The sequence below is a fragment of the Leptolyngbya sp. NIES-2104 genome, assembly GCF_001485215.1.
GTDB lineage: Bacteria > Cyanobacteriota > Cyanobacteriia > Leptolyngbyales > Leptolyngbyaceae > Leptolyngbya.
On record NZ_BBWW01000002.1, the window covers coordinates 246338 to 270759 of the forward strand.

Here is a 24422-nt window from a genome sequence, read left to right on the forward strand (position 1 = left end):
CCCAGTACAGTTACCGTTCGGAGGAATTTGGAGAATTTGCGATCGCGCTATGACAACTAAAGTTAAAGTGATTCCTAAATTTTTGCATCAAGTTCGGGTTGAAGTTTTTGAAGGAGCGATGTCGTCATTGGATGAGTCGAGAGTTCCAAAGTAAGATTACTCTGAATCATCTGCTGCAAGAAAGCTATGAAGTTGCTCAAAAAAGTTTTTGTATTAACATGGTGTTCTCCTAGTCGCTCACAAGAAATCACAATCGCCTGAATGTATAGCAACTCTGCTTCACTATAGCGTTCCTGGGACTGATAGCATAGTGCAAGGTTGTTGAGGCTAGCTGCAACATCGGGATGATTAACTCCCAACTGCTGTCTCCGAATTGAGAGCGATTGCAAGTAGAATAGTTCTGCTTCACTATTGCGTCCTTGTGAGGAGTAGCATAGGGCTAGATTATTAAGGGTAGTTGCAATATAAGGATGATCAACATTTAACTGTTGATTCAGAATTTGCAGGGCTTGGAGGAATAGAGATTCAGCCTCGCTGTAGTACTCTTGAAGACGGTAGAGTTCTCCTAATCCATTAAGGCTAATTGCCAAATAGGTGTGATGACTTCCCAATCGATGCTGCCAAATTTGAAGACATTGTTTAAGCAGAGATTCAGCCTCACTGTAACGTCCTTGACTCGTATAGAGCGTTGCTAAATTATGAAGGGTTTGTGCGACATCAGGATGGCTGTCACCTAGCTGTTGTTGTCGAATTTGAAGGGCTTGAAGATATGATATCTCTGCCTCACTGTAGTCTCCTTGGTCAACGTGGAGTGAGGCTAGATTATTAAGTCCTTGTGCAACCTCTGGGTGATCGTCACCTAACTGTTGCCGCCAAATTTCAAGGCTTCTCTTAAACGATGTTTGAGCTTCACTATAGCGCCCTTGAAGACGATAGAGATTTGCTAGATTATTAAGCACTTGTGCAACATCGCAATGGTCTTCACCTAATTGCTGTCGTCGAGTTTCAAGAGCTTGAATGTAAAAAGATTCTGCCCTAACATATTGTCCTACTGATTCATAAAGGGCTGCTAGATTATTTAGGCTATTTGCAACATGAAGATGATTGCTTCCTAATTGCTGTTGTCGAATTTGAAGAGCTTGAAGATGAAGCTTTTCAGCTTCACTATAGCGCCCTTGAAAACGGTAGACTGCCCCTAAATTAGTGAGAGTAGCTGCAACATACACGTTGTTGTTGCCTAAACGTTTCTTTATAATAGCGCAACTCTGCTCATACCATTTCTCTGCTTCCTCGTAAGCTGCTTGTCCTTGATAAAACCAACCAATGTGGGTCAAAGCAATCATTAATTTCTTGTCTGTCAAACAACGTGACAATACCGTTGCCACCTCTTTAAGATGCGGCATTATAGGGATTAAATTCTCAATAGTACATACCGTCGTTGTTTGCGGAATTTGCCCTGCTATTGTCACCATTACTTGACAGAATGACTGCTGCAATTCTGTTCTATCTGCTCGTTGAGATCGCTTCGCCGCAAAAAACTCACGAATCAGTTGATGAAGCTGATACATCCCCTTTCCCGTTCGTTGGAGCAGATGCAACCCCAATAACTTTCGGTTCCGCAATCTCTCTAACTCTTCTACACTCAAATTTGGCAAACAAGATTGAACATGAACCCAGGGAATTTCTGCTAGAGCAAACAAGCTCAAGAGTGTCGCAAGTCGCTGTTCTGCCTCATCTAATTGCTGCCAACTCAACTCAAAGGCTGCTGCAACACCATCTGTTGCAGTCATGCCAGAGTATGTTTCCTTGAGCGCGATCGCATCTAACCGTGCCTTCTGTAGTCGCTGCCACAGCCCAGGACAGTTTTCATCTTCACTCGATAGCTCAATATCTTCGTCATGCTCCAAATATTGTCCCACTAGCTCCAAGCCCAACGGTAAATAGCCCAACCACTCACACAGCCGCTTTGCCGTCTCTAAATCTTGGTCAATGCGTCCATCTAACACGATCGCCCTCAACAGATTTAGAGCAGAGGCTTCATCCAGCACCTTGATTTCAAAATTCTGTACCGATTTTGCCACTTTCAGCAGGCGCGTCGTCATCAACACCTTGAAGCGCGGTTCCCCAGCAGGCGGCAAAAACGCTTCCACATCTGCGTATTGCTGTACATCATCAAACACAGCCAGCACTTCACCTGCCTGCCAATTGCGCCAACACCAGCGCACTTGCTCCAGCAATTCCAAATCCTCCGGTGGCTGCAAACCTAGCTGCGATCGCGCAAACGAGACAATCTGAGTTCCGACTTCTTCTCTCGATCGTAGCCAACACACGCCCCCAGGGTAGAGTTTTCCAGCGAAATGACGCAGCGCATACTGCAAGGCTAATTCCGTTTTACCAATGCCACCCATGCCATGAATCGAAGCAATCACCACCCGTTCTGATTGCTGTAATTGATCATGCAAGGCTGCCATATCTGCCTCGCGCCCCACAAAGGTTGCAGTTCCATTCGAGGGCAAATTCTGCGGAATTCCGACGGGCTGAAACGATCGCAGCACTTCCCGCACAATTTCAATCAGCTTCGCCTCATCTGCACCATGCAAATGAACCCCAATATTGGCAATCCCGCCACTGACCAGTGTTTGAAAAGCAGTGACATCGCCTTGATTGATCTGAATTAAGCGATCGTCAGATTGCAATGCTGCCTGCAATGCTTGATTCTGCTCGACTGCCCGTTTTAATCGATCGGCAAGCTGTTGGGTCGTTGCCTGTGGAGCCTCGTGTAGCTCTGTGGTTGCGATTTGGCACAAATATGTGATCAGGTCTGCCATACAATTCGAGGGGTGAATCCGACTGCTACCCGTATTTCTACCGCAGTGTTTGAAGTTTCTCCGTATATTCTTACAATTTCTACGGAGGATAGCTGAGAGATGAGCGTTAAATTACATTTTCATCTGCCCAATTTCCGGACTGTAATCCTGCGATGTTTTGAAAGTGACAAACATTAGCCGTGATTAGAAGAGAATCATGCTCGATCGCAGACCCAGCAATCAAAAGATCCATCGGTGCAACCAAAAATCCTCTCGTTCTTAAGTCCACATAGATATCGCTGGCGATGTCCATCGTGATCAAATTGAGCGGTAGAATCTCGCTTTCATTCGCCAATTACTCAATGCGAGCTAACAGATTGCAAGCATCTCTGTAACGCAATTCGCCCCTCATTTCATAGTAGGTGAGCAATGAGAAGGTCAGTTGATGATGAAACTGCTAGATACTGCCTTAGCTTCTTGACCACTGAAGAATTGCCTCGAAAAAAGTAAGACAGAATGTTCGTATCTAAGATAGCTTTTCTCACAGGTCAGGTTGTCGGTGCAAATCATGATCGCGGTTAATCTCAATCTCTCTTTCCAGATCTTTTAACAAAGCAGCTTCAGTTGCAGCAAGCCCTGCAAAGCGCATGAAGGAGGCTGCATCCGTTGTATGAGGGGGCGAAATCGGAGAAATGATGATCTCAACTTCTTGCCCTTGGAACTGAGATAAACCACTCAACTCCAGAGAATCGCTGACGACTGTCTTTCTGATTTTCAAGATGTCCACATAATAAGCTGAAAAGGCTGTCTCTATTGTGCATGGGTAACGGTCAAAGAATTGCTCGATGCAATCTTTTTAAGCAGAAGAGATAAATGCGCGTCCTTCAGTGGCAAAATTGCTCAAACCTTGTCACAATAAACACAACCCTCCGCCCAGAGCCTATGCCTTGCGCCGTCATTCTTACTGCTCTTTCTGCTGAGTATCTCGCCGTCCGCGCTCGCCTATCGAATCTGCGAGAAGACATTCATCCTCAACAGACTATTTACGAGCGAGGAGAATTCTTCGCTAACGAGCAAATGTGGGATGTAGGCATTGTTGAGATTGGGGCAGGCAATCCAAGCGCAGCACTGGAAGCAGAACGCGCGATCGCATATTTCAACCCTGATATTATTCTCTTCATTGGAGTGGCAGGCGGGATCAAAGATGTTCAGTTAGGGGATGTAGTCGCTGCCACTGAGGTCTATGGATACGAGTTTGGCAGAGCCGAGGCGAAATTCAAAGCGCGATCGAGAAGCCGTGATGCAGATTACGGTTTAGAACAACGAGCGAAGGCGGAAGCGAGAAAACCAGACTGGTTAAAACGATTAGCTTCTGTGCCGAGTCCTGCACCGAGAGTTTTTGTCGCTCCGATCGCAGCTGGAGAGAAAGTCATTGCAGACACGCGATCGCAGATCTATCAGCTTTTGCGATCGCAGTACGAAGCCGCGATCGCAGTGGAAATGGAGGGATTAGGCTTTCTTGAAGCAGTCCGAGCAAACAAGCAAGTGGAAGCGATCGTCATTCGCGGCATCTCAGATTTGATCGACCACAAGCAGGAATCAGACAAAGCTGGGTATCAGGACATTGCGGCTCATCATGCCAGCGCATTTGCTTTTGAGATGTTGGCAAAGCTGCAATCGAAGCCGAGAGTACCAAAATCTTCATCAGCCGCTACAAGCGGAATGCGACAGGACAACGCTGGCGGTGCCCAAGGATGGCAAACAGTTGTTCAGCAGGGCGGAACTGCATACATTGGCAACATCCACTTTCACAATGCGTCTGCTGAAAAGCCCTCACAGTCAGGAACGACGAAAATGAACACTGCTCCAAAGACTAGCGAGGTTGAGATTTTTTTCTCGTATGCTCATGAAGATGAGGTACTTCGAGATAAACTCGCAACGCATCTGACTACTCTCCAGCGGCAAGGTATCATCCGGCAATGGCACGATCGACAAATTGGAGCAGGCAAAGAGTGGGAGGGTGAAATTGATCGGCATCTCAACACCGCTCACGTCATCTTGCTCTTAGTGAGTGCCGATTTCATTGCGTCGGACTACTGTTTTGATAAAGAAGTTAAGCGGGCGATGGAACGCCATGCCGTAGGAGAAGCGCGGGTGATTCCGATCGTGCTGCGTCCAGTTGATTTAGATGGGATGCCTTTCAACAAACTTCAGACACTGCCCAAAGATCGTAAGCCTGTCACAACTTGGGCGAATCAGGATGAGGCATTTCTAGACATTGCAAAGGGTATTCGTACTGCGATCAAGGAGATGACGCAAAACCCTTAGCTGGCTCACTCTCGTCTCAAGGTCGCCCAGAGAGTGAGCCAATAACAAATGGCGATATTTCAGTTGATGCGTTAGTGCGGAGAGTGCGATCGCAGATTCACGATGACATTAAGAAGCTGCATGGCACAATGCCCTTGTGGGGTGTGGATCATTGGGTTCCTCTGGGAGAATTGTTCGTTGATGTCAATATTCTCGAACAAGTCAGTAGTAATCGACGATCGGAACTAGCAGATCTTTGGCAGGATTTTAGTAGGAATGGAAGTTATCGAGGGTTCGATCGCATTGGCTTAGGAAACTCAGAGAAGCGAGTACCAGGTCTAAGCATTCTCGATCACGATACCAATGTTATGGTGTTAGGTAAGCCCGGATCAGGAAAAACAACTTACTTACAGCGACTTGTGACGGAATGTAATCAGGGGAACCTACAGGCAGATTGTATTCCAGCATTGATTAGGCTGCGAGAGTTTGTTGATGATGGTCATTCATTTGAGTATTGTCTGGAGCGTTTCCTTTCTCATGGCTGGAATTTATCTGATGCAGAAATCGAAGCTATCTTCAGACAAGGTAAAGCCTTAATTTTGTTGGATGGGCTAGATGAGGTAACGGGTGAAGCTAGTCAGAGCATTACAAAGGAAATTAAGCGAATTGCTCGTGTCTATCCGCAAGTAAAAATTGTGGTGACTTGTCGAACTCAAAGCCAAGACTCACGATTTGAGCGATTTGATTATGTAGAAGTTGCTGATTTTGATGAATCACAGGTGCGATCGTTTGTTTTGCATTGGTTCAGCGCAGTTGCAGGAGGAGGAGGAAAAGAAAAATCACAAGCATTTCTAGAGAAGCTGTTTCTAGATGAAAACAAGCCCATTTGCGAGTTAGTCATCACACCGATCTTGTTAAGCCTATCCTGTGCTGTGTTTGAGCAGACTGGCAAGTTTTATTCAAAGCGATCGAGGTTGTATGAGGAAGGGCTGGAACTACTTTTAGAAAAGTGGGATCGATCGCGAGATGTGGAGCGAGGTGAGATTTATCAAGAGCTAACAGTGGAGCGAAAGCTGGAGCTACTAAGCTATCTTGCTGTGAAGAAATTTGAGCAAGCGCAGTATGTGCTGTTCGAGCAGGCGGAGCTTGAGGGTTATATCGCTGAGTTTCTAGGGATCGGGCAGCAGGATGCGCGATTTGTATTGCGGGCGATCGAGTCCCAGCATGGATTGTTGATTGAGCGATCGCAGAAAATTTGGTCGTTTTCACACCTGACCTTTCAAGAGTTTTTTGTAGCAAAGTGGTTCTGTGATCAAGCCAATTGGCAAAATCTGGTCAAGCATCTTATCAAGTCTCCGTGGAAAGAAGTGTTTCTACTAACAGCAGAAATGCTGCCAAATTCCAACAACTTCTTACATTTGATGAAGGTGGAAACAGATCGGATCGTGGGCTATAGCAGAGAGATCCAGCAGTTTCTGGAATGGGTGAATGAAAAGTCCCAATCTGTAGATGTGCCATATGAGTATCTCATTGCAAGAGCATTCTATTACGACATCACAATTGGTCTTGAACTTGCTCTCGAAGATGGTGCAAAACTTGCTTATAATACTGCTCTTGACTCAGATTTCTCTCTTACTCTTGCTCTATGTCCTGACTTATCTCTTGATTTTGATCTTGCCTATGAGTATAGTTTTACTTCTAATGATTTTGACTTTATCCATGACTATCTTCTTAGCTGTACCATTTGTCTCATAATTGACCGAACTATTGAAATTGTTGACGAAATTTGCAATTCTTCTCAAGCAGATAATGATCTGAAGCAAGGACTTCAAAAGCTATTGGATGAATTACCAGGGGAACAGGAAGAGTTCGATGAGTGGCTAGGGAACTGCGAACCAGAATGGTTTGATGAGTTACGAGATATCATAATCGAGCATCGCAATATTGGGCGTTACTGGCAATTCACCGAAGTACAGATTGAGCTACTGCAAAAGTACTATGACGCAAACAAACTGTTGATAGAGTGTTTGAGCCATTCAGAAATCAAGAAGGAAGTTGAAGAAACACTGCTACTCCCGATCGCTGAAATCGAAAGACGCAAGAAGCTGAAGTTGGATGGTTTTCAGTAGCCGATCGCTTGTCGTTGAGAGTAAATCTTGTCTAGCAAAAAATCGCGTAGCTCATCAGCAATGTCAGCCAGAGGATTGCCAGCAAGAGCGCGTCCAATCAGTCGTTTTGCTTCCCGAAACTCACCACAGTCGATTGACTGCAAGAACAAATGCACTTCGATGAAATATAGAACGAGTCAGTTCAATTGTTTTATAACTTAAAATACGTTCAGCTTCATGTCTCGGTCGATTGGGTTGTGTTCAGGCATGATAATAAGAACGAAGGATTCAGGAGTCAATTATGTCTCGTGACGAGGAACGAGAAACAAGAATCACGATGGAAATTGTTGTCGATGCCTATGGACCTGAAGAACAGGCAATGGGTTGGTATTACTATTTGCAAGATACAATGCAGTTTCCCTTCACAGCAACCTGTGTCAGCAAACGCCGCATCTCTCCGCTCAAAGAAGGCAAAACAGTAGAGGTGGTGGGGATGGCTCCGGAAGATGAATGTGAGCAAGAGATGTTCGTTGAAATCGAGTGGGAGGGCGATACATTGGCAGTTCCTTTGATTCAGCTAGAAGCGATCGATGCCGATGATGAAACACAGCAAGCCATCGCAGACTGGCATTACTGGGTGAATCAAGGCTACGAATTTGGTTAAGCAGGGCGATTGGGAGTGGAATCAGAATGAGGAAGGCATTGATTACCCTGAAGGAGAGTCGTGTCCTCACTGTTTGTTTTGGGCAAATCGCGAACACTACGTGGAGTGAAGCTACCGCTGGACAGGCGAAATCATTTCCTCAACCGATACTTAACCAATCGAGAATTGCTCGAAGGGTGATCGCCCTATGCGCCAACAACCTGCGCCATCGTACTATGTTGAGACTCCGTTCTCGTTGGATTGTCATGGCTCTAGTTCGCGGCACACTTGATCCGATTACGCTGAGGATTACAGACTTACCCGATGTGGTGGAAGTCGAAAATGGGTGGCAGGAATTTACGATCGACGCGGGCACAGCAATCATTACAATTACTGTGCGTCCGCGAATCTGGAAGAATTTCGTCGATGCGATCGCGCAGTACGAAAACTGGTTTGCAGTAATTACGGGACGTATGGGAGAACTGACCGATGTAGGATTTGTCTTAGAACAGCCTGGAATCCAAGTCTTTGAAGCTCAGGTTTCCGATTAGCATCAAACGACTTGGTTTTTCTTGCAGAAGCCGCTGTACATGAGGGCATTTAACGATAACGATTATTGAGCTTTTCCCTTATTCCAACTGGATGAAGCTGGAGCGTTCTCACACAGGATCGTGTTCATTGATCGAATTCGGATCGTCGCCAGACAATTTTCGCTGCTCCAGCGTTCTGCGAGTGCGTTCCAGTTCTGCCGCAAGCAATTTCTCATCAGGAAGCACCATTTGGTACTCGGCAGCCATCACCTTATTCGGAAGCCCTTCGAGAGCATAATGTGCGATCGCTTCATCTTTACGATTACAGAGGATCAAACCAACAGGCGGGTTTTCATTGGCATACATCCAATTCTCACGGGCATAGTTGAGATAGAGGTGCATTTGTCCAGCATCTGCATAGGAAAAATCGCCCAACTTTAATTCCACAATGACTAAGCAGCGTAACCGTCGATGGAAAAAGAGCAAGTCCACCCTGAACCACTGCTCCCCAATCCGTAATCGCTTTTGCCGTCCCAAGAAAGCAAAATCATTGCCGAGTTCGAGTAAGAAACTCTCAATATGTTGAATTAACGCTTCTTCTAGATCATTTTCTGAATATTCATCTTTAAGGGATAAAAAGTAGGGTAGGACGCTGACGAGGTGGCGTTTGCGGCTCCTTTTCCATCGTCCTCCCTCCGAACCGGACGTGCGGCTTTCACCGCATCACGGCTCTCCAGTCACTCGTTCCGTCTGACCTCGTAGCGGTCTACCCGCATGAAGGTCGTCGTGGCATTTTCGACATAACACTAAGGTCTTCCGTTGCCGCGCTGCCATCAGATGCACCCGATCGGGTTTCGATTTGCGCCCTGCCGAGTTCAGATCGGCAAGCTTGCGAATATGATGGACTTCGATGTTTTGCGTCGAGGCACAGATTTCGCAAGTATCTGCTAGTAGTCGTTGTAGCAGTTCAGTTCGACCGAGTGGGTGTCGAGCCAAAGCTTGGTCTCGGATCGTTGCCGTCAAATTGACCTTGAGCGGAATTCCACCGAAGCGAGCAATCAAGGGCGACTTGTCTGCTCGTGGAACGGTAATTTCCAAACACGTTCTCCATCCCTCAGCCGTTTTGAGTTTGGCACGATATCTGCGTGCCATCTTCGCAACTGACGATTTGTGCTTGTGTGCCAATGTCTTCAGTAGGGAGGTTCGCATCACCCAGTGAAGCTGATTGAGCCAAGCAATATTATCTGCCAATTGATAGTACTGGACATAGCCTCGGTACTCCGATTGATATTGACTGATAATGCTGTAGTCCGTGTTGTGCGTTCGTTCCATCCGATGAATAGGCTTTCCTCGTTTCATGTAAAACCGACAGCGGTCTTTCATGAAAGATATTGGCATTCTGAGCGCGATTCCGCCGTTCACTGAGCGACGGTTTGTTGTGATTTTAGAATCACAGTGCGTAATCGAAATGTCATATCCAAGGAAACGGGCAGGCTCGGTGTGGGCATGGGTAATTAGGGTCTTATCTTCGGACAATTCCAACTTGAGTTCCTCTTGTAGAAACGTCCTAAGCTGCTCCTTGATTGCTTCTGCCTCTTGCTTTGTTCCAGCAAAACCAAGTAGAAAATCATCAGCGTATCTCACGTATCGCAACCTTCGATAATTGGGATCATTCGGGTCATTAGCTGGGACGCTTCGACGAAGCTGTTCCAGTTCATGAGCGGCTTCGATTTGTCCCTGTTGTCTGAGGCAGCGAATGCGATAGGTGAGGTGGTTGTAAGCTGCATGATGTGCCCGTCGTTGCCCTTTTGTGTACGCTGGAATCAGCGTTTGCTCGACAAACTGATCTAATTTGTTGAGGTAGAGATTGGAAAGGATGGGACTCAGAATTGACCCTTGCGGTGTCCCACTTAGGGTTGGAGTATGTCGCCCATTTTCCATGTATCCTGTCCGCAGCAAATTTCGGATCAGCCGCAGGAAACGGTTGTCTGGAATATCCGTTTGCAGAATCTTCAGCAGGATCTCTGAATCGATGCTGTCGAAGCAGCTTTGGATATCGCCTTCGATGAACCATTTGGTGCCGTGCCACACTCGTTTGATAGTGCTCAATGCGGTGTGGCAGCCTCGTCCTGGGCGGAAGCCGTGAGACGAGTCGGAGAATTGAGGTTCATAGTAGGCTTCCAAGAGAGAACGGATCACCTCTTGTAGTAGTTTGTCAGACCAAGATGGCAGTCCTAATGGACGAGTTTTTCCATTCTTTTTCGGAATGTAGACTCGTCGAACCGGAGTCCAACGATACCGCTCATATCGAATTGCTTCGATGATGGCGTGAATCTTGTCCATTGACATACCATCAACCGTTTCCGCTGTGGTTCCCTTTGTCAGTGCGCCTTTGTTACGATAGATTCGCCCATAAGCGCGGAGGTAGAGTTGGGGATTGTACAGTTGTCGATAGAGGTCTTTTAACGGTGAACGATGATGTCCTCGCCCACGGATGATGTCTAAAACAGTTTCGGCTTCACGCATCTCGCGCACCTCTCTGTGTGGTTCATCGAGTGACCTGCCTCCCTTCGCCTTGTAAACGGCTTTCCCGTTCGCTGACTACTACGGAGGCTCCGTTGCCAGAGTGAAAGATTCACTCTCAGTTGAGGGAACTCACCCCTCAACCTGTTAGGACTCGCGTCCCGTAGGCAATCCCGCGCTTTTCTGAAATGACACGTCCGAGTGAAGGTTAGGTACTCCGTTCGTTCCCTTAATTCAGGTCATCCCTGAACACTCTGATTCTTGAGAGTTCCAAATGCCTTAGAATTATGCACCCGGATGAACCAGCGTCGGTATCAAATGCCGTTCCGACGAGACTACGTTTGGTCTAGTTGGGACTAGAGTTCAAGCAATCCAGCCTTTACCTTGCTTCACAAGCTTCGCGGTGCAGTGGTTTGGGCATTTTATCTCCGCTCACCGCTTTACCAATATGCTGCTTTCCCCTTTACCTTTCGGCTCCAGGTAGATTGGTCAGCTTAGACACCACCTCCCAAGTGTTCTCTTGGCTGTGCCAAGGATGTCATTCCAAATGTCACGGCGCACTTCCAAAACGAATGGATCTTTCAGTTCATCCTCTGGTCTAATGGCTTCTCCTTCACCAGACTGTGATGATTTTTCAAGCATGGCTGCTTTGTTCCGCGATAGCAGCGTCCGCTCGTAGAATTGGGTTGAGACTTGCCGATCTAATTGCCGCACCGACCAGCCACCTCTCAATGCTTCTGCCTCATAAAACGCTCTCGCTTCTGGATTTTTGACTGAGAGCAACTTTACATAATGAGACCAAGGCAGCGGGAATTTTCCAGACAGTGTTTGGAAAATGTTAGTCGCCTCTTCAGACAAGGGTTGTGCTGCATCTGGGTAGGTGAGGTAGAACGCTCTCATCTGAAACAAATTGCTCTTCTTGAAACCTCGTCCAAATTTTGGCGATAAATCCTGGGCGAGGCGATCAACAATCTGCTTGCCATATTCCGCTCGTTCAGCGCCCTGTTGCTCCAGTTCAACAATCCGCCGTCCCAGTTCCCAATAAGTGGCAGTCATGAGAGTGTTTACCGTTTTTGCAGCCTCACGACGCGCGGATTCAAGTAGGTCACTCACCTCCGCTAAAACTGTCTGGTACAGGTTAGGGGTTGAATCTGATGAATTGTTTTCAGGAGCTTCAGGCATATTTGATTACCAAGACTTGGAGTATTTTATGAAATTGTGATTCGCAACAGCAAGGAGAATGGAGAGCGAAGGCGATCGGACGGCTTGCCTAGAATTTCAAGATGTGAACGGCTTTTCGCGCCCAAATCTGCTGTATGTGATGGTTAGCAATTGGCATAGAGTGCCAAGACAAATTGCTAAGAAATCCATTGGAGCCTCTGTTTGCTTCTCTTGATGCAATGAGTTTAGATGAAGGTCGCCTTTCGTCTTGTAAGTCTCGCTTAAGTCTCTAAATAAGAATGTCAACGTTAAGCAGACTCATCGCGCCAGTATAATGTGCGGATGTTCCGTGGTGGAATGTCGTGATTAAATAATGGTTGGATAACCTGTTCTGATCCATCGCCACATTGTCACAGTAGATCTGATCAGCAGGTGGTGGATCACGCCCAAATTAGTTCGTGGGGTCAAGAAAAAGCGCAAAAAATTGGGCTTCAAAAATTTTCTTTAAGAGAGTGTTTGGCAGAAATTAGGAAAACGGTGGATAATCGTGAGATAGTCTCAGAACCCGGCATGAGTATTCTTGGCGGGGTTTTACAGATTCGAGTGGGTCATGATAACAACCGGGCACTTGATTAGACAGATGAGAGAAGACGCTGGATTGTCACAGGAACAGTTGGCAGTCAAGATTGGAATTTCATCGTCTACCGTTCGGAAATGGGAGAAAGACCTAGTGACTCCATCCCTTTCAATTCACCAGTGGGAAGCGTTTGCAGCAGCAGTCAAAGTCCCGTTTAGTGATCTACCAACAACGATCCCTAGGATTGCTTAAATTTTTTATTTAATCCCAAAGAACGCAGTCTGATCGCGTATCACTGAAATCGAAATCGATTTCAGATTCTTCTGTCTCACCCCAGTTCATCCAGAACGATCTCTCTATCTGTTCAAACGCTTGGGCGGAAAGTGCTGCTTGGATTTGTCCGCGAATCTCAGCAATGCGATCGAGTCCTGTTTTCAGCGTTTCTAGAACTTGCCGCTGAGTTTGAACCTGAGTCACGTTTCCGATTAATGCTGTGGGATTCAGCGACATACCAACAGGCAACGGGATCAAGCGTAAATAAGCCTCAACCGCCTGAGCTAAGTCTTGTCGGTTTCGTGATCCTTGAGCATACAAGACGCGATCGAGGGCGGTTTGAGCGTGAGCCACCGTTTGATGAGACACTGCACCTAATCCAGTTTGGTACTGCCCTTTCTCTGGATTGAATCGAACTGAGGTCTGTTCGTGAACGATCGCGGCATCGATTTCGAGTTGCTGAATTTGCGCTTTGATCAATTTGGCGCGGTTGCCGAGAATTTCAAAATTGAGGGATTGATCGGAAGTGCGATCGACTTCTGCCTCCATGTAGCCCTTCGCTTTTTTGTCACGCACAATTTGTTGTAATTTCGTTTGTGCCTTTACGACATTGGCGCAGGCGTAGGAGTGGGTTTGTCCCTTGTAGTTCACTCGTCCATATTTCGCGAAGACTGTGCCATCGGGTAAAACATAGCCTTGCCAGAATTTATTGTGATTGCTGCGGCTGTCTACGCAAATCAGATGAACTGAGGCGATTGCACTCGAAAGATCTGGAAACTGATCAGAAGTCATGACGAATTTCCTCAAACGTTTGAAAATTTTTCTTGTGCCTGGAAACTGCCGCAATTCACAACATCGAATTCCATCTGCTCAGTTTGGCGATGGACTCTGATTTGAGGCTGACGCGGCTGAAAATCGGGAGATTGATTTCGATGAACTTCTTGGTGACTGGTTTCGACTTGATGATAGGTAATGCAGCGATCGACAAGTTGGCAATTCACGCAAATACACATGATCGGCTCCTAATTTTCTTCCCAAACGACAGTGCGATCGCTTTCAATTTGCTCCTCAGTTTCTGGTGCGACACATAGCGCTTGTCCGTTTCGCGCCCAACGATCTAAGGCTGTGAGTTCTTCAGCATCACCGAGAGATCGCGGTGGCTTGCGATCAATTTGTGCGTGTAGGTTTTCGATCGTCACCTGTCCGGGTCGGCGTTGAGCGTATGCCTGAGCCGCACAAGCAAACACAATGTCATGAATTTCGCTTCCGGTATAGCGATCGGTGTGGCGAGCAAGCGGTTCGATTAAGGCTTGAACGGCTGGACTTTCGAGGTCGGCATCAAAGCTAAGAAGCTTATATCGCTGCATCTGAACCTGGAAAATCTCGCGCCGAGCCGCTAAATTTGGTAAGGGAACGTGGTAGACCTCAGAAAATCGGCGTAAGAGTTCAGGTTTGAAACACCCAGGACGGTTTGCAGTTGCCGCCACGAAGACCGCCGAAGTATGTTCTTGGAACCACTGCAAAAAGTAGCCAAACATCCGCTTGGTTGTACCGCCATCGGACTCACTCCCGCTGCCACCGTCGAACATTTTGTCCATTTCATCAATGAATAGAATTGAGGGAGCCATTGCTTCGGCTGCTGCGATCGTTTGTCTGAGATTTTCCTCAGATGCACCCAATTCCTTTTGCACCAACTTACTCGTATCGAGAATTAGAATCGGCAGTCCCCATTCTTTTGCAAGACATTTAATACCCAGTGTTTTACCCGTGCCACCATAGCCCACAAGTAGAACGCCTCGCGGAAAGGGTAAATTCCAGCTTTCTTGTGCTTCGGGTTCGAGTAATGCAGCTTGTGTAACTGCCCATGATTGCAGCACAGGCATTCCTTTAACTGGAACATCTGGTGCTTTCGCGTATTGAATTCCTCTTGCTGCGAACTGCTGCTTTTTGATTTCGAGAATGTCGTCGATCGACTGTGCTTCGAGTCGTTTACGCTTGATAGCAACCAGTTGAATCGCGTCATCCATGCCTTCAGGAGTCATGCCAAGCAATGCTCGAATTAATCGTTTGCGATCGTCCTCGGACAAATTGACCTCAAATGATTGAGATTGAGCCTTGGCACTACGCTGAAGAGCTTTAAGTCTATGTTCAAAGATTGCTTCGGCTTCGGTTGCTAATGGTAGTGGATTTTGCATATCGACCACCAAATCTTGAAAAATCGGCGGTGTTCGCGAACCGTCATGCAGAATGATCAAAGAGTTTTGCGATCGCTTGAGCAAATTAAACACGCGCACTGCTAACCGCACAAAAGCGGGATTCGAGTCACGAGCCGCAATGTAGCGATAGAGATCTCGCAGCACAAACAAGGTCGGGCGCGATTGTTGATCGGATTCACCTTTTGCCTGAGTTTGACAAGCAGATTCGATGTAGCGCAACACCGCTTCAACCATGTGCAGATTCGTCGCGATTTTCACGCCTGGGACGGCAACCACTCCAATAAGTTGTTTGCCTTTGTACTGCGGAGTCAGCGTTTCAAGTCCACTCACACCCAGCGACGCATCCCAGTGGAGTACCTGTAAGTTCTTCGGTACGGCATACTCCGTGACAAGCGATCGTAAAATCAAATCTGGCTCCGACGCAGTACGGGTATCGATCGCGATCGTAGACATTTTGGCGTTGAAATACAGCTTTAGTTGCGCGACATCGAATGCCATAATCTACAGACCTCCTAGAGAAATATCAGTTTGAATTTGGACAGGCTGTTCATGATATTCAGGCTTCAGTTCAACTTCGCTTGCACCCAATTGTGTGAGCGCTTTTGTAAGCTGAGTGCAGCTTTCCCCTTGATGCCCGACGACTTCAACTTTCATGGTCTGTCCCCGTTTGCGAACAATTTTGATCTGAGACATTGTTACCTCCATTGATTGCTTACCAGGCTGCACTGACCGTCGCATCTGAAATCGAAACAATTTGGGTGAGTGTCGTTTCGATCGAGCCATCATCGAGAACAACATCTTCGCGGTTCCAAAGATGCACCGGATAGTCGCGCTGAATCACTGCTTCATCGTGGTAGAACTGAACTTCCTCGTTGAAATGTTCGATCGGGGATAACGTTCGGTGCTGCCGCTGAGTTCGAGGGAAAGCAAAACCGAGTGCATTTTGATTGAAATCCCAAGCGTCTGCGACTAGCACAAAGCAGTTTTGGCGAACATCCCATCGAAAGCCAACGTCTAGCTGAGATTTGCGCTGGGGAGTATGAAGGTGATGACGACGAATGATAATTTCAGCTTCAGCTTGGCTGCGTCGATCGTAGTCACTGATCAACTTCACAGGCTGCTCGTGTACCTCCACCTCTGCGATAATGCCTCTCTCAATCAGCAAGGTTTTCAGCCCTTCGATCAGAGCTTCTCGATTGTTCAGTTGTGTCGTAATCGTTGCAAAGTGACTCATAGTTCCTCCAGTATTTTCATTACTCGAAAACCACCCAATCGGATCGATCAATGCCATCGGCTTCGAGTCGATCCAAGTCAGGAATTTGTAGCTGTTTTTCCAAATCAGCCAGTAGCGTTGAAGCCTGCGATCGCAAAGTTTCATGCTCAGACTGCTGGCTTGTAGCTGTCGATTGCACCTGATTCAAGTTGATGAGTACCTCCGCGAGTGATTGATCATGCTGAGATAGCACAGCCGCACTCTCTGCCAAACTTTGAAACTGCTGGTTCAAGCCTTTGGGCAATTTTCCTGGGCAGTAATCTTTGTTCAGCAGCTTTCGCAGGTTGTGAACTAATAGTTTGAGAATTTGCTCACGCAGTTCTACGATTTTTTGGTCGATCGCACTTCTGATTTGTTGCTGTTGATATTGATAAGCTTGCTGCAACGCAATCAATTCAGCGTGTGCTTGGGCTTGTGTCGCCTTGACTTCAGCTTCAGTTTTTTCTTGTTCTGCTTGTGCTTGTGTCAGCATTAGCTGTGTTTGTGAACGTTCAAGCTCTAATCGCTGAAGTTCTGAATCTCGTTGCAGTGCTTCTTGAAAGCTTTCGAGGCGAAATGGACCTTTGAGTTGAATGCCAAATCGCTGCTGAATCTTCTCAAGTTTGGGATAACGCCGTTCGTACACTTCGAGCCGACGCTGAGTGAGTTCACTCGAAAACTGTCCGGCTGCAATCATCGGTTGAATTTCGTCGCGCAACCATCGCTCTTTTGAGGTTCGATAGGCTGCTAGAACCTGATTGAGCTTTTCCGTACTCAAGGCTTGGAGTGCCTGATATCGCTCAATAAAATGCCCAAAGCAAGAACCAGGAATTGCACGGTATGGCAAGAGGTCGATCGTGCATTCGGTATAGATTTTGCGCCGTTCTTCGGTCAGTTCGTCGATCGCCTGCTTCAGTTCTTGAAAAACTTTGATCTGTGGCGGCTGAACTTTTCGCCCTAACGCTCTCCACGCTGCTAAGACTTCTTGCGGTGGCGCAAAATCTTCGACATCGATCACTGCCACCCGCGAGTCACCGCCACAAATTTTGATTTCTGCGTAATACATCCGCTCCTCAGAAAAGAGACGTAAATCTCGCTCGATCGTGCGAATCGTGAATCCAGTTGGTGCTTTGGAAGTCTTTGAAGTCGAAACAGACTGTGACTCTGCAACAAGTTGAGTTTGCGAGGGTTGATCGAGAATTAGCATGGCTAAATCCTGAAACACATCGCACTGCTGCTGTGCAGATTTTATTTTTGATTTTTCTATTTTTAAGAATACCTTTATCGTTCAGATAAATCAATACATTTGAACTATATACTTTTTCTATTCTCTCAATCTTGGTTATAACTGGGAGATGGATTGATAATGGTGGAAAGTAAGATGACTGTGCTTGACAGAATTGAAATTACGCTTGCAGATATTACGAAACTTCAAGTTGATGCGATCGTAAATGCGGCAAATACTTCTCTGTTGGGCGGAGGCGGTGTAGACGGAGCCATTCATCGCGCCGCAGGTTCAGAACTGGTCGAAGAATGTCGAATGCTCAAAGGATGTAAAACTGGACAAGCGAAAATCACGAAAGGTTATCGTCTGCCCGCTAAGTTCGTGATTCACACAGTCGGTCCTGTTTGGCAAGGTGGAAACAAGGGTGAACCAAAGCTACTCGCATCTTGCTACGCGGAGAGCCTGAAGTTAGCCGTTCAAAACTCCATCAAAACGATCGCGGTTCCGGCAATCAGTTGTGGAATTTATGCGTATCCGATTGGTCAAGCCTGTACGATCGCGCTGCGGGAAACGTTGAATTTTCTGAACGAGCAGGATGCGAATGCGGCGGGTGCAACGATCGAGAAAGTCATATTTGCGTGCTTCAGCAATGAGGTTTATACCGCGTATCAAACCGCCGTGAGCCAGCTTGATTAGAGGCACATTGATTTGTGGCTGTTTTCCGTTTTCATCCGAAAATCGCGGGTATCCACAGGCAGCTTTGCTTCTCACACTGCCTGATCCACCTGTATGCGAGCCTTTCTTTGTTTCACCTTAGTTCTGTTCACTCTATTGTTTCCATTTGCTTCTCGTGTTCAATCCGCGACACCCAACTTGGAGTCTTACCTGGTCAACGATCAGTTTCAAGCGGGTGAGGCAGCATTTCTCAGCAAACTGAATCAATCGCCTCAAGACGACCGCGCTCGTTTTAGTCTCGGTGTCTTACAACTGATGGACGGCACCGAACGATTGATGCAATCGCTCTATCGCTACGGATTACGCCAAAATACCTTCACTGGCTTGCTGCCGATTTTGCGGCTCCCTGTACCAAATAATCCAAAACCTCAGCCTGTTACTTATGAAGACACCCGCCAGATTTTGCAAACTTTGCTGACGGATTTGAGCAAAGTACGATCGACACTCGATCCGATTCAGGATCGCACCCTGAAAGTGCCGATTCGGATTGGACTCGTTCGGATGGATTTCAACGGCGACGGCAAACTCGATGCCACCGAATCGTTCTGGAATGTCTTTACTCGCATTAGCGGCATTCGTGCAACGGAACAAGCCGCAAAAGCATTCACAATCAATTTTGATGCAGGTGATGTCGCTTGGTTGCGCGGCTATTGTAATTTGATTAGCGCGATCGCAGAAACGGTGCTTGCCTACGATGAGCGGCAATTGTTCAACGCGACTGCACACCTGATGTTCACGAAGCCACAGACTCCTTATCCGTTCTTAGCAGAAGGGCGCAAAGTCTTTCAGCTTAGCGATAACCTCGATTTAGTGGACATTGTGGCGTTCATTCACTTGATTAACTTTCCAGTATCAGAACCACAACGGTTAACCAACGCACTGCAACATCTTCAATCTACGCTTGCTCTCAGTCGTGAATCTTGGAAGCTGATTCTGGCGGAAACGGATAACGATCGAGAATGGCTCCCCAACCCCAGACAGAAGAGTGTGATTCCGAATGCGATGGTGACGCAAGCGATGATCGATAGCTGGCTGAGTTCTGTTGGAGAATCGGAACAGCTTCTATCAGGTAAAAAACTCGTTCCATTTTGGCGTTCTCGCGAAGTTCGGGGAATTAACTTGAACAAAGTGTTCGTTCAGCCGCAACCGTTTGATTTGGTGCTATGGGTACAAGGAACTGCGCCTGCACCTTATCTGGAACTGGGTAAACAGACCGATGCCAACGTTTGGCAACAACTGCTGTCAGTCTTCGGCGGACGATTCTTTGGCTTCGCGGCTTGGTTCAACTAAGCTCAATGCTGATGATTGAGGTGCGTTATCTGGTAGCGCACCTTTGACTCTACGCTTTGAGTTGATAGCGAGAAGGATTCTCCCCCACTTTCTCATACACACCTTGGTGAGTTCCGCGCCCCAGGATCAGTGCGATCGTTTTGCGGGCGGTTGCCAAATTTGCCTCTTTCACCGACTGATAAAGCGTTTGAATTACATCGTCCGTTGTCAGCGGTTTGCCAGCCCCCATGACTTGTTTAACTGCCTCGGTTGGAGTCATCGATTTGAATTCTTGCTTGAGCGGTAAGGGTTGTGTAGGAGCCGCTGATTTAGAAGCTTTACTTTCAGGCTGTTTCTTTCCTTTTGCAGCGGTTTTAGACGTTGGTTCAGTCGGCTTCTCCTCGATCGCTGCTTGCTTTGTTGTCTTTCCTTTTTCGGATGCAGCGGGAGCCGCTTTTTTCAGAGGAGTCGGAGCCTTTGCAGGTTGACTTTCCGTTGTAGCAGGAGCAGAATCGCCCAACAACTGATTGAGCGTTTGTAGCGTCTGGTCAAACTCAACGGTTGCTTGTGTGACAGCGGCTTGAATGATTGTGTCCCGCTCATTGATCAAGCGCGATCTCTCCTCTTCGAGTTTCGCTCTGGTGTTGTCGGTTAAAATTGAAAGTGCCATTGATGAACTATCCTTACAGTACTTTTGCGGTGGTTGAACGTTATTGTACTGGTGATTCGCTTTTTAGCTCAGAACCATTTAAGGTTTTTACTATGTTAAGGCTGTTGATCAGCTACTCTTATCGATCTTGACGGTGTTTTCTGAACAAAGTTTGAGCACAAGCAGATTCAGGATGTCCTGTTGGCTACTAGAACTCGACTTGATTTCAAACTCTGCTTGTAAAATTGCACGCAAACCATCGCCCAAACGATCGCTTGTTGTATTTCTGAGTGTCTGCCGCAGAAAATAGACTTGGTTTGGATTCCGAATTTCAGCAATCCGAGCAATTTCACCCTGATCTTGCATTCCTGCTTCAAGAAGCGATCGCACACAAAGCCACAGTCGAAAGCGATTTGATAATGTCCGAAGAATTTTAAGCACAGGTTCATTCAGACTCATTAATTGAGCGAACAACCGCAAAGCTTTCTCCTGATTGCCTTCAATCAGAGCCTGAGCAAGGTCGAGGGCAGTCGCTGTCGTTGAAGTAATCAGATCCCCAACGACAGCCGGAGTTAGTTGAGATTCGTCTCCATTACTGTAGAGAACGAGCTTTTCGAGTGCATGATGTAAAGCGCGAGAATCGTTCCCGATCGCTTGCTGAAGAACTTGAATCGAATCTGAGCGAAGCCTTAAACCGTATTCATGGGCAGTGTTTTGAATCCATTGGTGGAGTTGGTCAGTTTTCCAGGGCGGGAGGCGATCGAATTTGCTGATTTGAGTACATCGTTTGAACAACTGAGTCGGAGGGGCAGGACTGCTAAAGACAAGATGGGTTGCGCTTAATGGTGCGGCTAGAACTGCTTCCAGTAGCGGGTAGAGAGAATGGTTAGTGGAAATAGCAAGAGGATTTTGTAGCCAAATGAAGCGATTACCTGAATCAAAAGGTACGGTTAAAGCTGATTCGAGGATTCGGTTCAACTCACTTTCTTTCGCATCCTGAACGGTGAAACTAATGAGAGAATTAAGCTTGAGCGACTGCTTCAGGGTATGAACGGCTTGCTCGATCGCAAACTCATCGTTGCCGTAGAAATAGTAACTTGGCATTGGTTTACCTATGGTTCTGCAAATTTTGCGATCGCTTGCGGCGACGTGTATCGCGTTTGAGTGGTTCCTGCTTCCAAATCAAAATAGGTTGCCCATTTCTTCAATTGACCAAATAACAGCCGATTGAGGTAGTCAGATGCGATCGCGGCACACATTCCGTTTACAGTTTGTGACTGGGCGTTCAGCATCGCAATTTCAGCGCAACTCATGGGCGCATTGACGAGCTGATCGGGTCTAGGCAGAAGAATCTCAGGATGCACCAGGGCGGGAGAGGGTAGGGTGAGACAATGTGAGGGGGTTTGAAATGCCCAGCTAAAATGCTTCGATGTTGGGGCACTGCCGAGTAAGACTTGTCCTGATTCCCGGTGATTGCCTAAATCTAGCCACCAGCGTTTCGGGAGTTGAGCGGGTGAGTTTTGTTCGAGAGATTGCGCGATCGCATTTCGAGCAGGTCCATCATCCACACAACCTATTATCAGAGTGAGCCAGTTATAGTGACTGTGGAGCAAATCAGGCTGAAAAACCTTTGGGTAAGCACAGATGTCTACTCCCCAAAGCAACGAGTAACGAGCCGCCAGCGACTGAGCTTTATTGAGTCCAATTTCGGCATCACTGAAGCGCTGTCTAGGAATGTTTTTGACTTCGACAGTCTGCGGATCAAAAAATAGAGCTTGAGCGCGTTTACCTTGCTGAATGAGTAATCGGCAAAACCGAGCGATCGTTTCTGCCATATATGATCCATTGCCACCACAACCGACCAAAACAAATAAAACTTGATCGAATTCACCGAGCCAGATCGGTTTAGCATCCAGGTAATCTGTGTTAACGGTTTGCATGATTGACCGTCTCAAACGAAGGAACATCGAAAACCCAATCGGTCGGAATTGACCAGAATATGCCATCAATTCCCACACGAGTGATGAGCTTAGGAGCCGTATCTAGATGGGTCAAAATGGCAAAAATCCGAAAGCCTGTAGCGATCTTGCTATCCTCGGCTGAGAACTCCGTCGCATTCGGAGGATGGCTGTGAACTTCGATCGTGGCGGTTTGATAGCAATTATTTGATGTTTGGGAGAGAATCGGTTGAACTGAGCTTTGAGTTTGTAATTGAGAAGGAACGATCAGTTGCCAATCTTCTTGCCATTGCAGATAAAATAGGGTTTCAACGAAGGGCTGGGGAGTTTGCGCGACGGCAATCATTTGAGTTACTAAATTTGCACCAACACGCGGACGACGCAGCGTCAGTCGAGGCGTAACTAATGCAAGACCCGGAAGCGAAAGTGACTGAACTGGAATGATCGCACTAAAGTCGGGTCGTTCAGCCCGAACGAAAATGCCGTTACTTCCAATCAAATAATCTCGAACAGTGCCGCATTGTTGAGGAAGGCTATCTTGATTGATAAAGTGATAGCCGATCAAAGGTTGTGTCATAGTTACCATGAATTGTAGGGAGAGGGATTGAGGATGGCACGACAAGCCTCTTCGCAAGTTTTCCAGCTACAGGGGCGCAAATCGCTCAATGGATAGCTGCGCTTTTTCGAGTTGGCAACCTTCCATAACTGCCAGCGAATGTCTTGTTCAAACCGCTTTGATTTACCGTTCGTCTGATGACTGTTAAATAATCCCTCCCACCAGGTTTGCCAAATGTGATCGATGGTCTGCGAACTTGCTAGAGGCTTTTCATTCTGCCCGAAGCAGAGCAGTCCACTGCTTGATACGTTAGGCAATGGCGGTTGGAAGAGTGCGATCGCTGGTTCAAAGGCTTGCTTGATCGCCCACATGAAAACTTGGGCATCGATCGCAAGCACAATAAATCCAGGTAGCGGGAGCGTCAGAGTGACGCGCTCTTGATCGATCGGATGGAAATGCGGGTTTGTGATTAAAGTGAGGGTGTAGCGTTGAGGCGGATGTACTTGAATAATCCACTGCTTGTCACCATTCTTTCCGAGCCTCACTGTGTTAGCGGGAAGCCAGCCGCTATCATCTTCTTGACGATCAAATGCAAGCTTAACTGATGCTGGACTGATAACTTTGTAGTGATGTTCGCCTTTCTGCCCGCGATGATGATAGAACAGTTGATCGTCAGCAAAAATGATTTCTGCTTGAGCATGAATCAGAGGACGAGGTGGATCGGTTAGCAATTCAGAAAGTAGAGTCGATGAGATAGTCATAATTAAGATGTTGAGCTTCAGTTGCGCCTTACCGCCCAGTTTTGACTAAGTTGGGACGAGTCGATAATTTTGATGCTAGGTTTTGATCGAGTTGGCTTTACCGAGCGATTCCAGAGTTCTATTACCTGAATGATTCGATGCGGGCTGTTGGTGAGCCAATCGACTAGAACCTGAACTTTTTGCTGAAGGTGAATTGCTTTCTGGTAATGCTGGGTCAATTCCTCGATCGCTTCTACACTCCAAGTCCAAAGATCCATGTATTGATAGTTGCGGTTGTCGATAAATGGATTGTGCGTTTCTCGATCGAATATTTGAACTGCAATATGAAAATAATTCAATGGAACGGGCATTGCCTCGCAGTTCTGCTCAAATAAGTGCCAGTCAATTCTGCTAGGTAAGATGGGTGTCGGAAGCGAAACTGTGAAGAATGCTTCTTCAACCCTTTCCCAATTTGCTTGCTCAGACAGCCCTAGTAAGAGTTTATCCAATACATCAAGCTCATCCCATTCATACTCTTCGTACCAAAAATCAGGAGTAATTGAATAAACAGGAATGCCAGCACAGAGACTCTCATCCCCGTCAATTGGCAGGTAAAAGAGTCGATCGTGGATTAGATCGAAAAACTCTAGTTCTTCTTCGCTATGTTGTTCCGCTTCCCAATGGCGACTTGCAGTGCTGAGATGAAACTCAAATGGAAATAAGTGCCGATAGAGATCGCGTAGTGTGAGGTGGAGTTCAATCGTTTCGAGGTAGCTGAGGGCAATGTTTGGATCAACAATCATGCCCTTCAGCCAGTCAAGTTCGCGCCCAGACAATGACGGAATCGGCAGGACAGGAAGAACAGTCTGGACTGCGGTCGGTGGATACGTCAT

General features: G+C 47.0%; 25 protein-coding genes and 1 pseudogene. 7 read left to right on the forward strand and 19 right to left on the reverse strand.

Annotated elements, in window-relative coordinates; all coding sequences use genetic code 11:
- Window positions 1-74 precede the first annotated feature (74 nt).
- The 3 genes from NIES2104_RS28440 to NIES2104_RS28450 all read right to left on the reverse strand — a co-directional run bounded on the left by NIES2104_RS28440 (window position 75) and on the right by NIES2104_RS28450 (window position 3585).
- Window positions 75-2828: a tetratricopeptide repeat protein gene (locus NIES2104_RS28440; RefSeq protein ID WP_072218261.1), complete on the reverse strand. Its 2754-nt coding sequence runs from the start codon at window positions 2826-2828 to the stop codon at window positions 75-77.
- A 106-nt stretch (window positions 2829-2934) separates the two neighbouring features.
- The gene (locus NIES2104_RS32755) at window positions 2935-3120 is read right to left on the reverse strand and encodes a hypothetical protein (RefSeq protein WP_202815234.1); all 186 of its coding nucleotides are present in this window, start codon (window positions 3118-3120) and stop codon (window positions 2935-2937) included.
- A 228-nt stretch (window positions 3121-3348) separates the two neighbouring features.
- Window positions 3349-3585 (reverse strand): hypothetical protein, encoded by a 237-nt coding sequence (locus NIES2104_RS28450; RefSeq protein WP_156427134.1) that lies wholly within the window; start codon window positions 3583-3585, stop codon window positions 3349-3351.
- 164 nt (window positions 3586-3749) lie between these two features.
- On the opposite strand from NIES2104_RS28450, the gene NIES2104_RS32760 reads away from it, so the two are divergent.
- Both NIES2104_RS32760 and NIES2104_RS28460 read left to right on the forward strand, forming a co-directional pair.
- Entirely contained in the window at window positions 3750-5135 is a 1386-nt protein-coding gene (locus tag NIES2104_RS32760) for a TIR domain-containing protein (RefSeq protein ID WP_059002295.1), read from the forward strand.
- A gap of 83 nt (window positions 5136-5218) precedes the next feature.
- A complete protein-coding gene (locus NIES2104_RS28460; RefSeq protein WP_059002296.1) occupies window positions 5219-7243 on the forward strand; it encodes an NACHT domain-containing NTPase in 2025 nt (674 codons plus the stop codon).
- Here the strand turns inward: NIES2104_RS28460 and NIES2104_RS32045 are convergent.
- Window positions 7237-7386: a hypothetical protein gene (locus NIES2104_RS32045; protein ID WP_202815235.1), complete on the reverse strand. Its 150-nt coding sequence runs from the start codon at window positions 7384-7386 to the stop codon at window positions 7237-7239. The genes NIES2104_RS28460 and NIES2104_RS32045 overlap by 7 nt on opposite strands.
- A 137-nt stretch (window positions 7387-7523) precedes the next feature.
- On the opposite strand from NIES2104_RS32045, the gene NIES2104_RS28465 reads away from it, so the two are divergent.
- Both NIES2104_RS28465 and NIES2104_RS28470 read left to right on the forward strand, forming a co-directional pair.
- On the forward strand, window positions 7524-7886 hold the full coding sequence (locus NIES2104_RS28465; RefSeq protein WP_059002297.1) for a calcium-binding protein: 363 nt from the start codon (window positions 7524-7526) through the stop codon (window positions 7884-7886).
- Between the two features lie 245 nt (window positions 7887-8131).
- Complete coding sequence (locus tag NIES2104_RS28470) at window positions 8132-8416, forward strand: hypothetical protein (protein ID WP_059002298.1); 285 nt, start codon at window positions 8132-8134, stop codon at window positions 8414-8416.
- Window positions 8417-8524: 108 nt separating this feature from the next.
- Here the strand turns inward: NIES2104_RS28470 and NIES2104_RS28475 are convergent.
- The 3 genes and pseudogenes from NIES2104_RS28475 to NIES2104_RS28485 form a co-directional block, all read right to left on the reverse strand.
- Window positions 8525-9022 (reverse strand): annotated as a pseudogene (locus NIES2104_RS28475) (PDDEXK nuclease domain-containing protein); the annotation flags it as partial.
- A gap of 96 nt (window positions 9023-9118) precedes the next feature.
- The gene (locus tag NIES2104_RS28480; RefSeq protein WP_059002300.1) at window positions 9119-10921 is read right to left on the reverse strand and encodes a reverse transcriptase/maturase family protein; all 1803 of its coding nucleotides are present in this window, start codon (window positions 10919-10921) and stop codon (window positions 9119-9121) included.
- A 486-nt stretch (window positions 10922-11407) separates the two neighbouring features.
- Window positions 11408-12100, reverse strand: a complete 693-nt coding sequence (locus NIES2104_RS28485) for a DUF1016 N-terminal domain-containing protein (RefSeq protein ID WP_059002301.1) — start codon at window positions 12098-12100, stop codon at window positions 11408-11410.
- 589 nt (window positions 12101-12689) lie between these two features.
- On the opposite strand from NIES2104_RS28485, the gene NIES2104_RS31095 reads away from it, so the two are divergent.
- Complete coding sequence (locus NIES2104_RS31095) at window positions 12690-12908, forward strand: helix-turn-helix transcriptional regulator (protein ID WP_072218262.1); 219 nt, start codon at window positions 12690-12692, stop codon at window positions 12906-12908.
- 9 nt (window positions 12909-12917) lie between these two features.
- On the opposite strand, the gene NIES2104_RS28495 is transcribed toward NIES2104_RS31095, so the two are convergent.
- Genes NIES2104_RS28495 through NIES2104_RS28520 form a run of 6 tightly spaced genes read right to left on the reverse strand, consistent with a single transcriptional unit; the run spans window position 12918 to window position 17604 of the window.
- Entirely contained in the window at window positions 12918-13721 is an 804-nt protein-coding gene (locus NIES2104_RS28495) for a WGR domain-containing protein (RefSeq protein ID WP_059002303.1), read from the reverse strand.
- A gap of 11 nt (window positions 13722-13732) precedes the next feature.
- Window positions 13733-13942, reverse strand: a complete 210-nt coding sequence (locus NIES2104_RS28500) for a Ycf34 family protein (RefSeq protein ID WP_059002304.1) — start codon at window positions 13940-13942, stop codon at window positions 13733-13735.
- Window positions 13943-13951: 9 nt separating this feature from the next.
- A complete protein-coding gene (locus NIES2104_RS28505; RefSeq protein ID WP_059002305.1) occupies window positions 13952-15643 on the reverse strand; it encodes an AAA family ATPase in 1692 nt (563 codons plus the stop codon).
- A 3-nt stretch (window positions 15644-15646) separates the two neighbouring features.
- Window positions 15647-15838, reverse strand: coding sequence for a DUF2997 domain-containing protein (locus NIES2104_RS32530; protein ID WP_059002306.1), 192 nt, complete (start codon window positions 15836-15838; stop codon window positions 15647-15649).
- A gap of 19 nt (window positions 15839-15857) precedes the next feature.
- Window positions 15858-16379 (reverse strand): DUF1257 domain-containing protein, encoded by a 522-nt coding sequence (locus NIES2104_RS28515; protein ID WP_156427136.1) that lies wholly within the window; start codon window positions 16377-16379, stop codon window positions 15858-15860.
- Between the two features lie 19 nt (window positions 16380-16398).
- Entirely contained in the window at window positions 16399-17604 is a 1206-nt protein-coding gene (locus tag NIES2104_RS28520) for a hypothetical protein (RefSeq protein WP_059002308.1), read from the reverse strand.
- 174 nt (window positions 17605-17778) lie between these two features.
- Between NIES2104_RS28520 and NIES2104_RS28525 the strand changes: the two genes are divergently transcribed.
- Window positions 17779-18318: an O-acetyl-ADP-ribose deacetylase gene (locus NIES2104_RS28525; protein ID WP_059002375.1), complete on the forward strand. Its 540-nt coding sequence runs from the start codon at window positions 17779-17781 to the stop codon at window positions 18316-18318.
- A gap of 93 nt (window positions 18319-18411) precedes the next feature.
- The gene (locus tag NIES2104_RS28530; RefSeq protein ID WP_059002309.1) at window positions 18412-19647 is read left to right on the forward strand and encodes a hypothetical protein; all 1236 of its coding nucleotides are present in this window, start codon (window positions 18412-18414) and stop codon (window positions 19645-19647) included.
- A 49-nt stretch (window positions 19648-19696) separates the two neighbouring features.
- Here the strand turns inward: NIES2104_RS28530 and NIES2104_RS28535 are convergent, their stop codons facing one another.
- The 6 genes from NIES2104_RS28535 to NIES2104_RS28560 form a co-directional block, all read right to left on the reverse strand.
- Complete coding sequence (locus NIES2104_RS28535) at window positions 19697-20296, reverse strand: hypothetical protein (RefSeq protein ID WP_059002310.1); 600 nt, start codon at window positions 20294-20296, stop codon at window positions 19697-19699.
- A gap of 108 nt (window positions 20297-20404) precedes the next feature.
- A complete protein-coding gene (holA, locus tag NIES2104_RS28540; RefSeq protein ID WP_059002311.1) occupies window positions 20405-21379 on the reverse strand; it encodes a DNA polymerase III subunit delta in 975 nt (324 codons plus the stop codon).
- Window positions 21380-21387: 8 nt separating this feature from the next.
- A complete protein-coding gene (locus tag NIES2104_RS28545) occupies window positions 21388-22215 on the reverse strand; it encodes a ThiF family adenylyltransferase (protein ID WP_059002312.1) in 828 nt (275 codons plus the stop codon).
- On the reverse strand, window positions 22202-22810 hold the full coding sequence (locus NIES2104_RS28550; RefSeq protein ID WP_059002313.1) for a hypothetical protein: 609 nt from the start codon (window positions 22808-22810) through the stop codon (window positions 22202-22204). The genes NIES2104_RS28545 and NIES2104_RS28550 overlap by 14 nt, the downstream gene beginning before the upstream one ends.
- Window positions 22811-22812: 2 nt before the next feature.
- The gene (locus NIES2104_RS28555; RefSeq protein WP_059002314.1) at window positions 22813-23550 is read right to left on the reverse strand and encodes a hypothetical protein; all 738 of its coding nucleotides are present in this window, start codon (window positions 23548-23550) and stop codon (window positions 22813-22815) included.
- 17 nt (window positions 23551-23567) lie between these two features.
- Window positions 23568-24422, reverse strand: coding sequence for a hypothetical protein (locus NIES2104_RS28560; protein ID WP_059002315.1), 855 nt, complete (start codon window positions 24420-24422; stop codon window positions 23568-23570).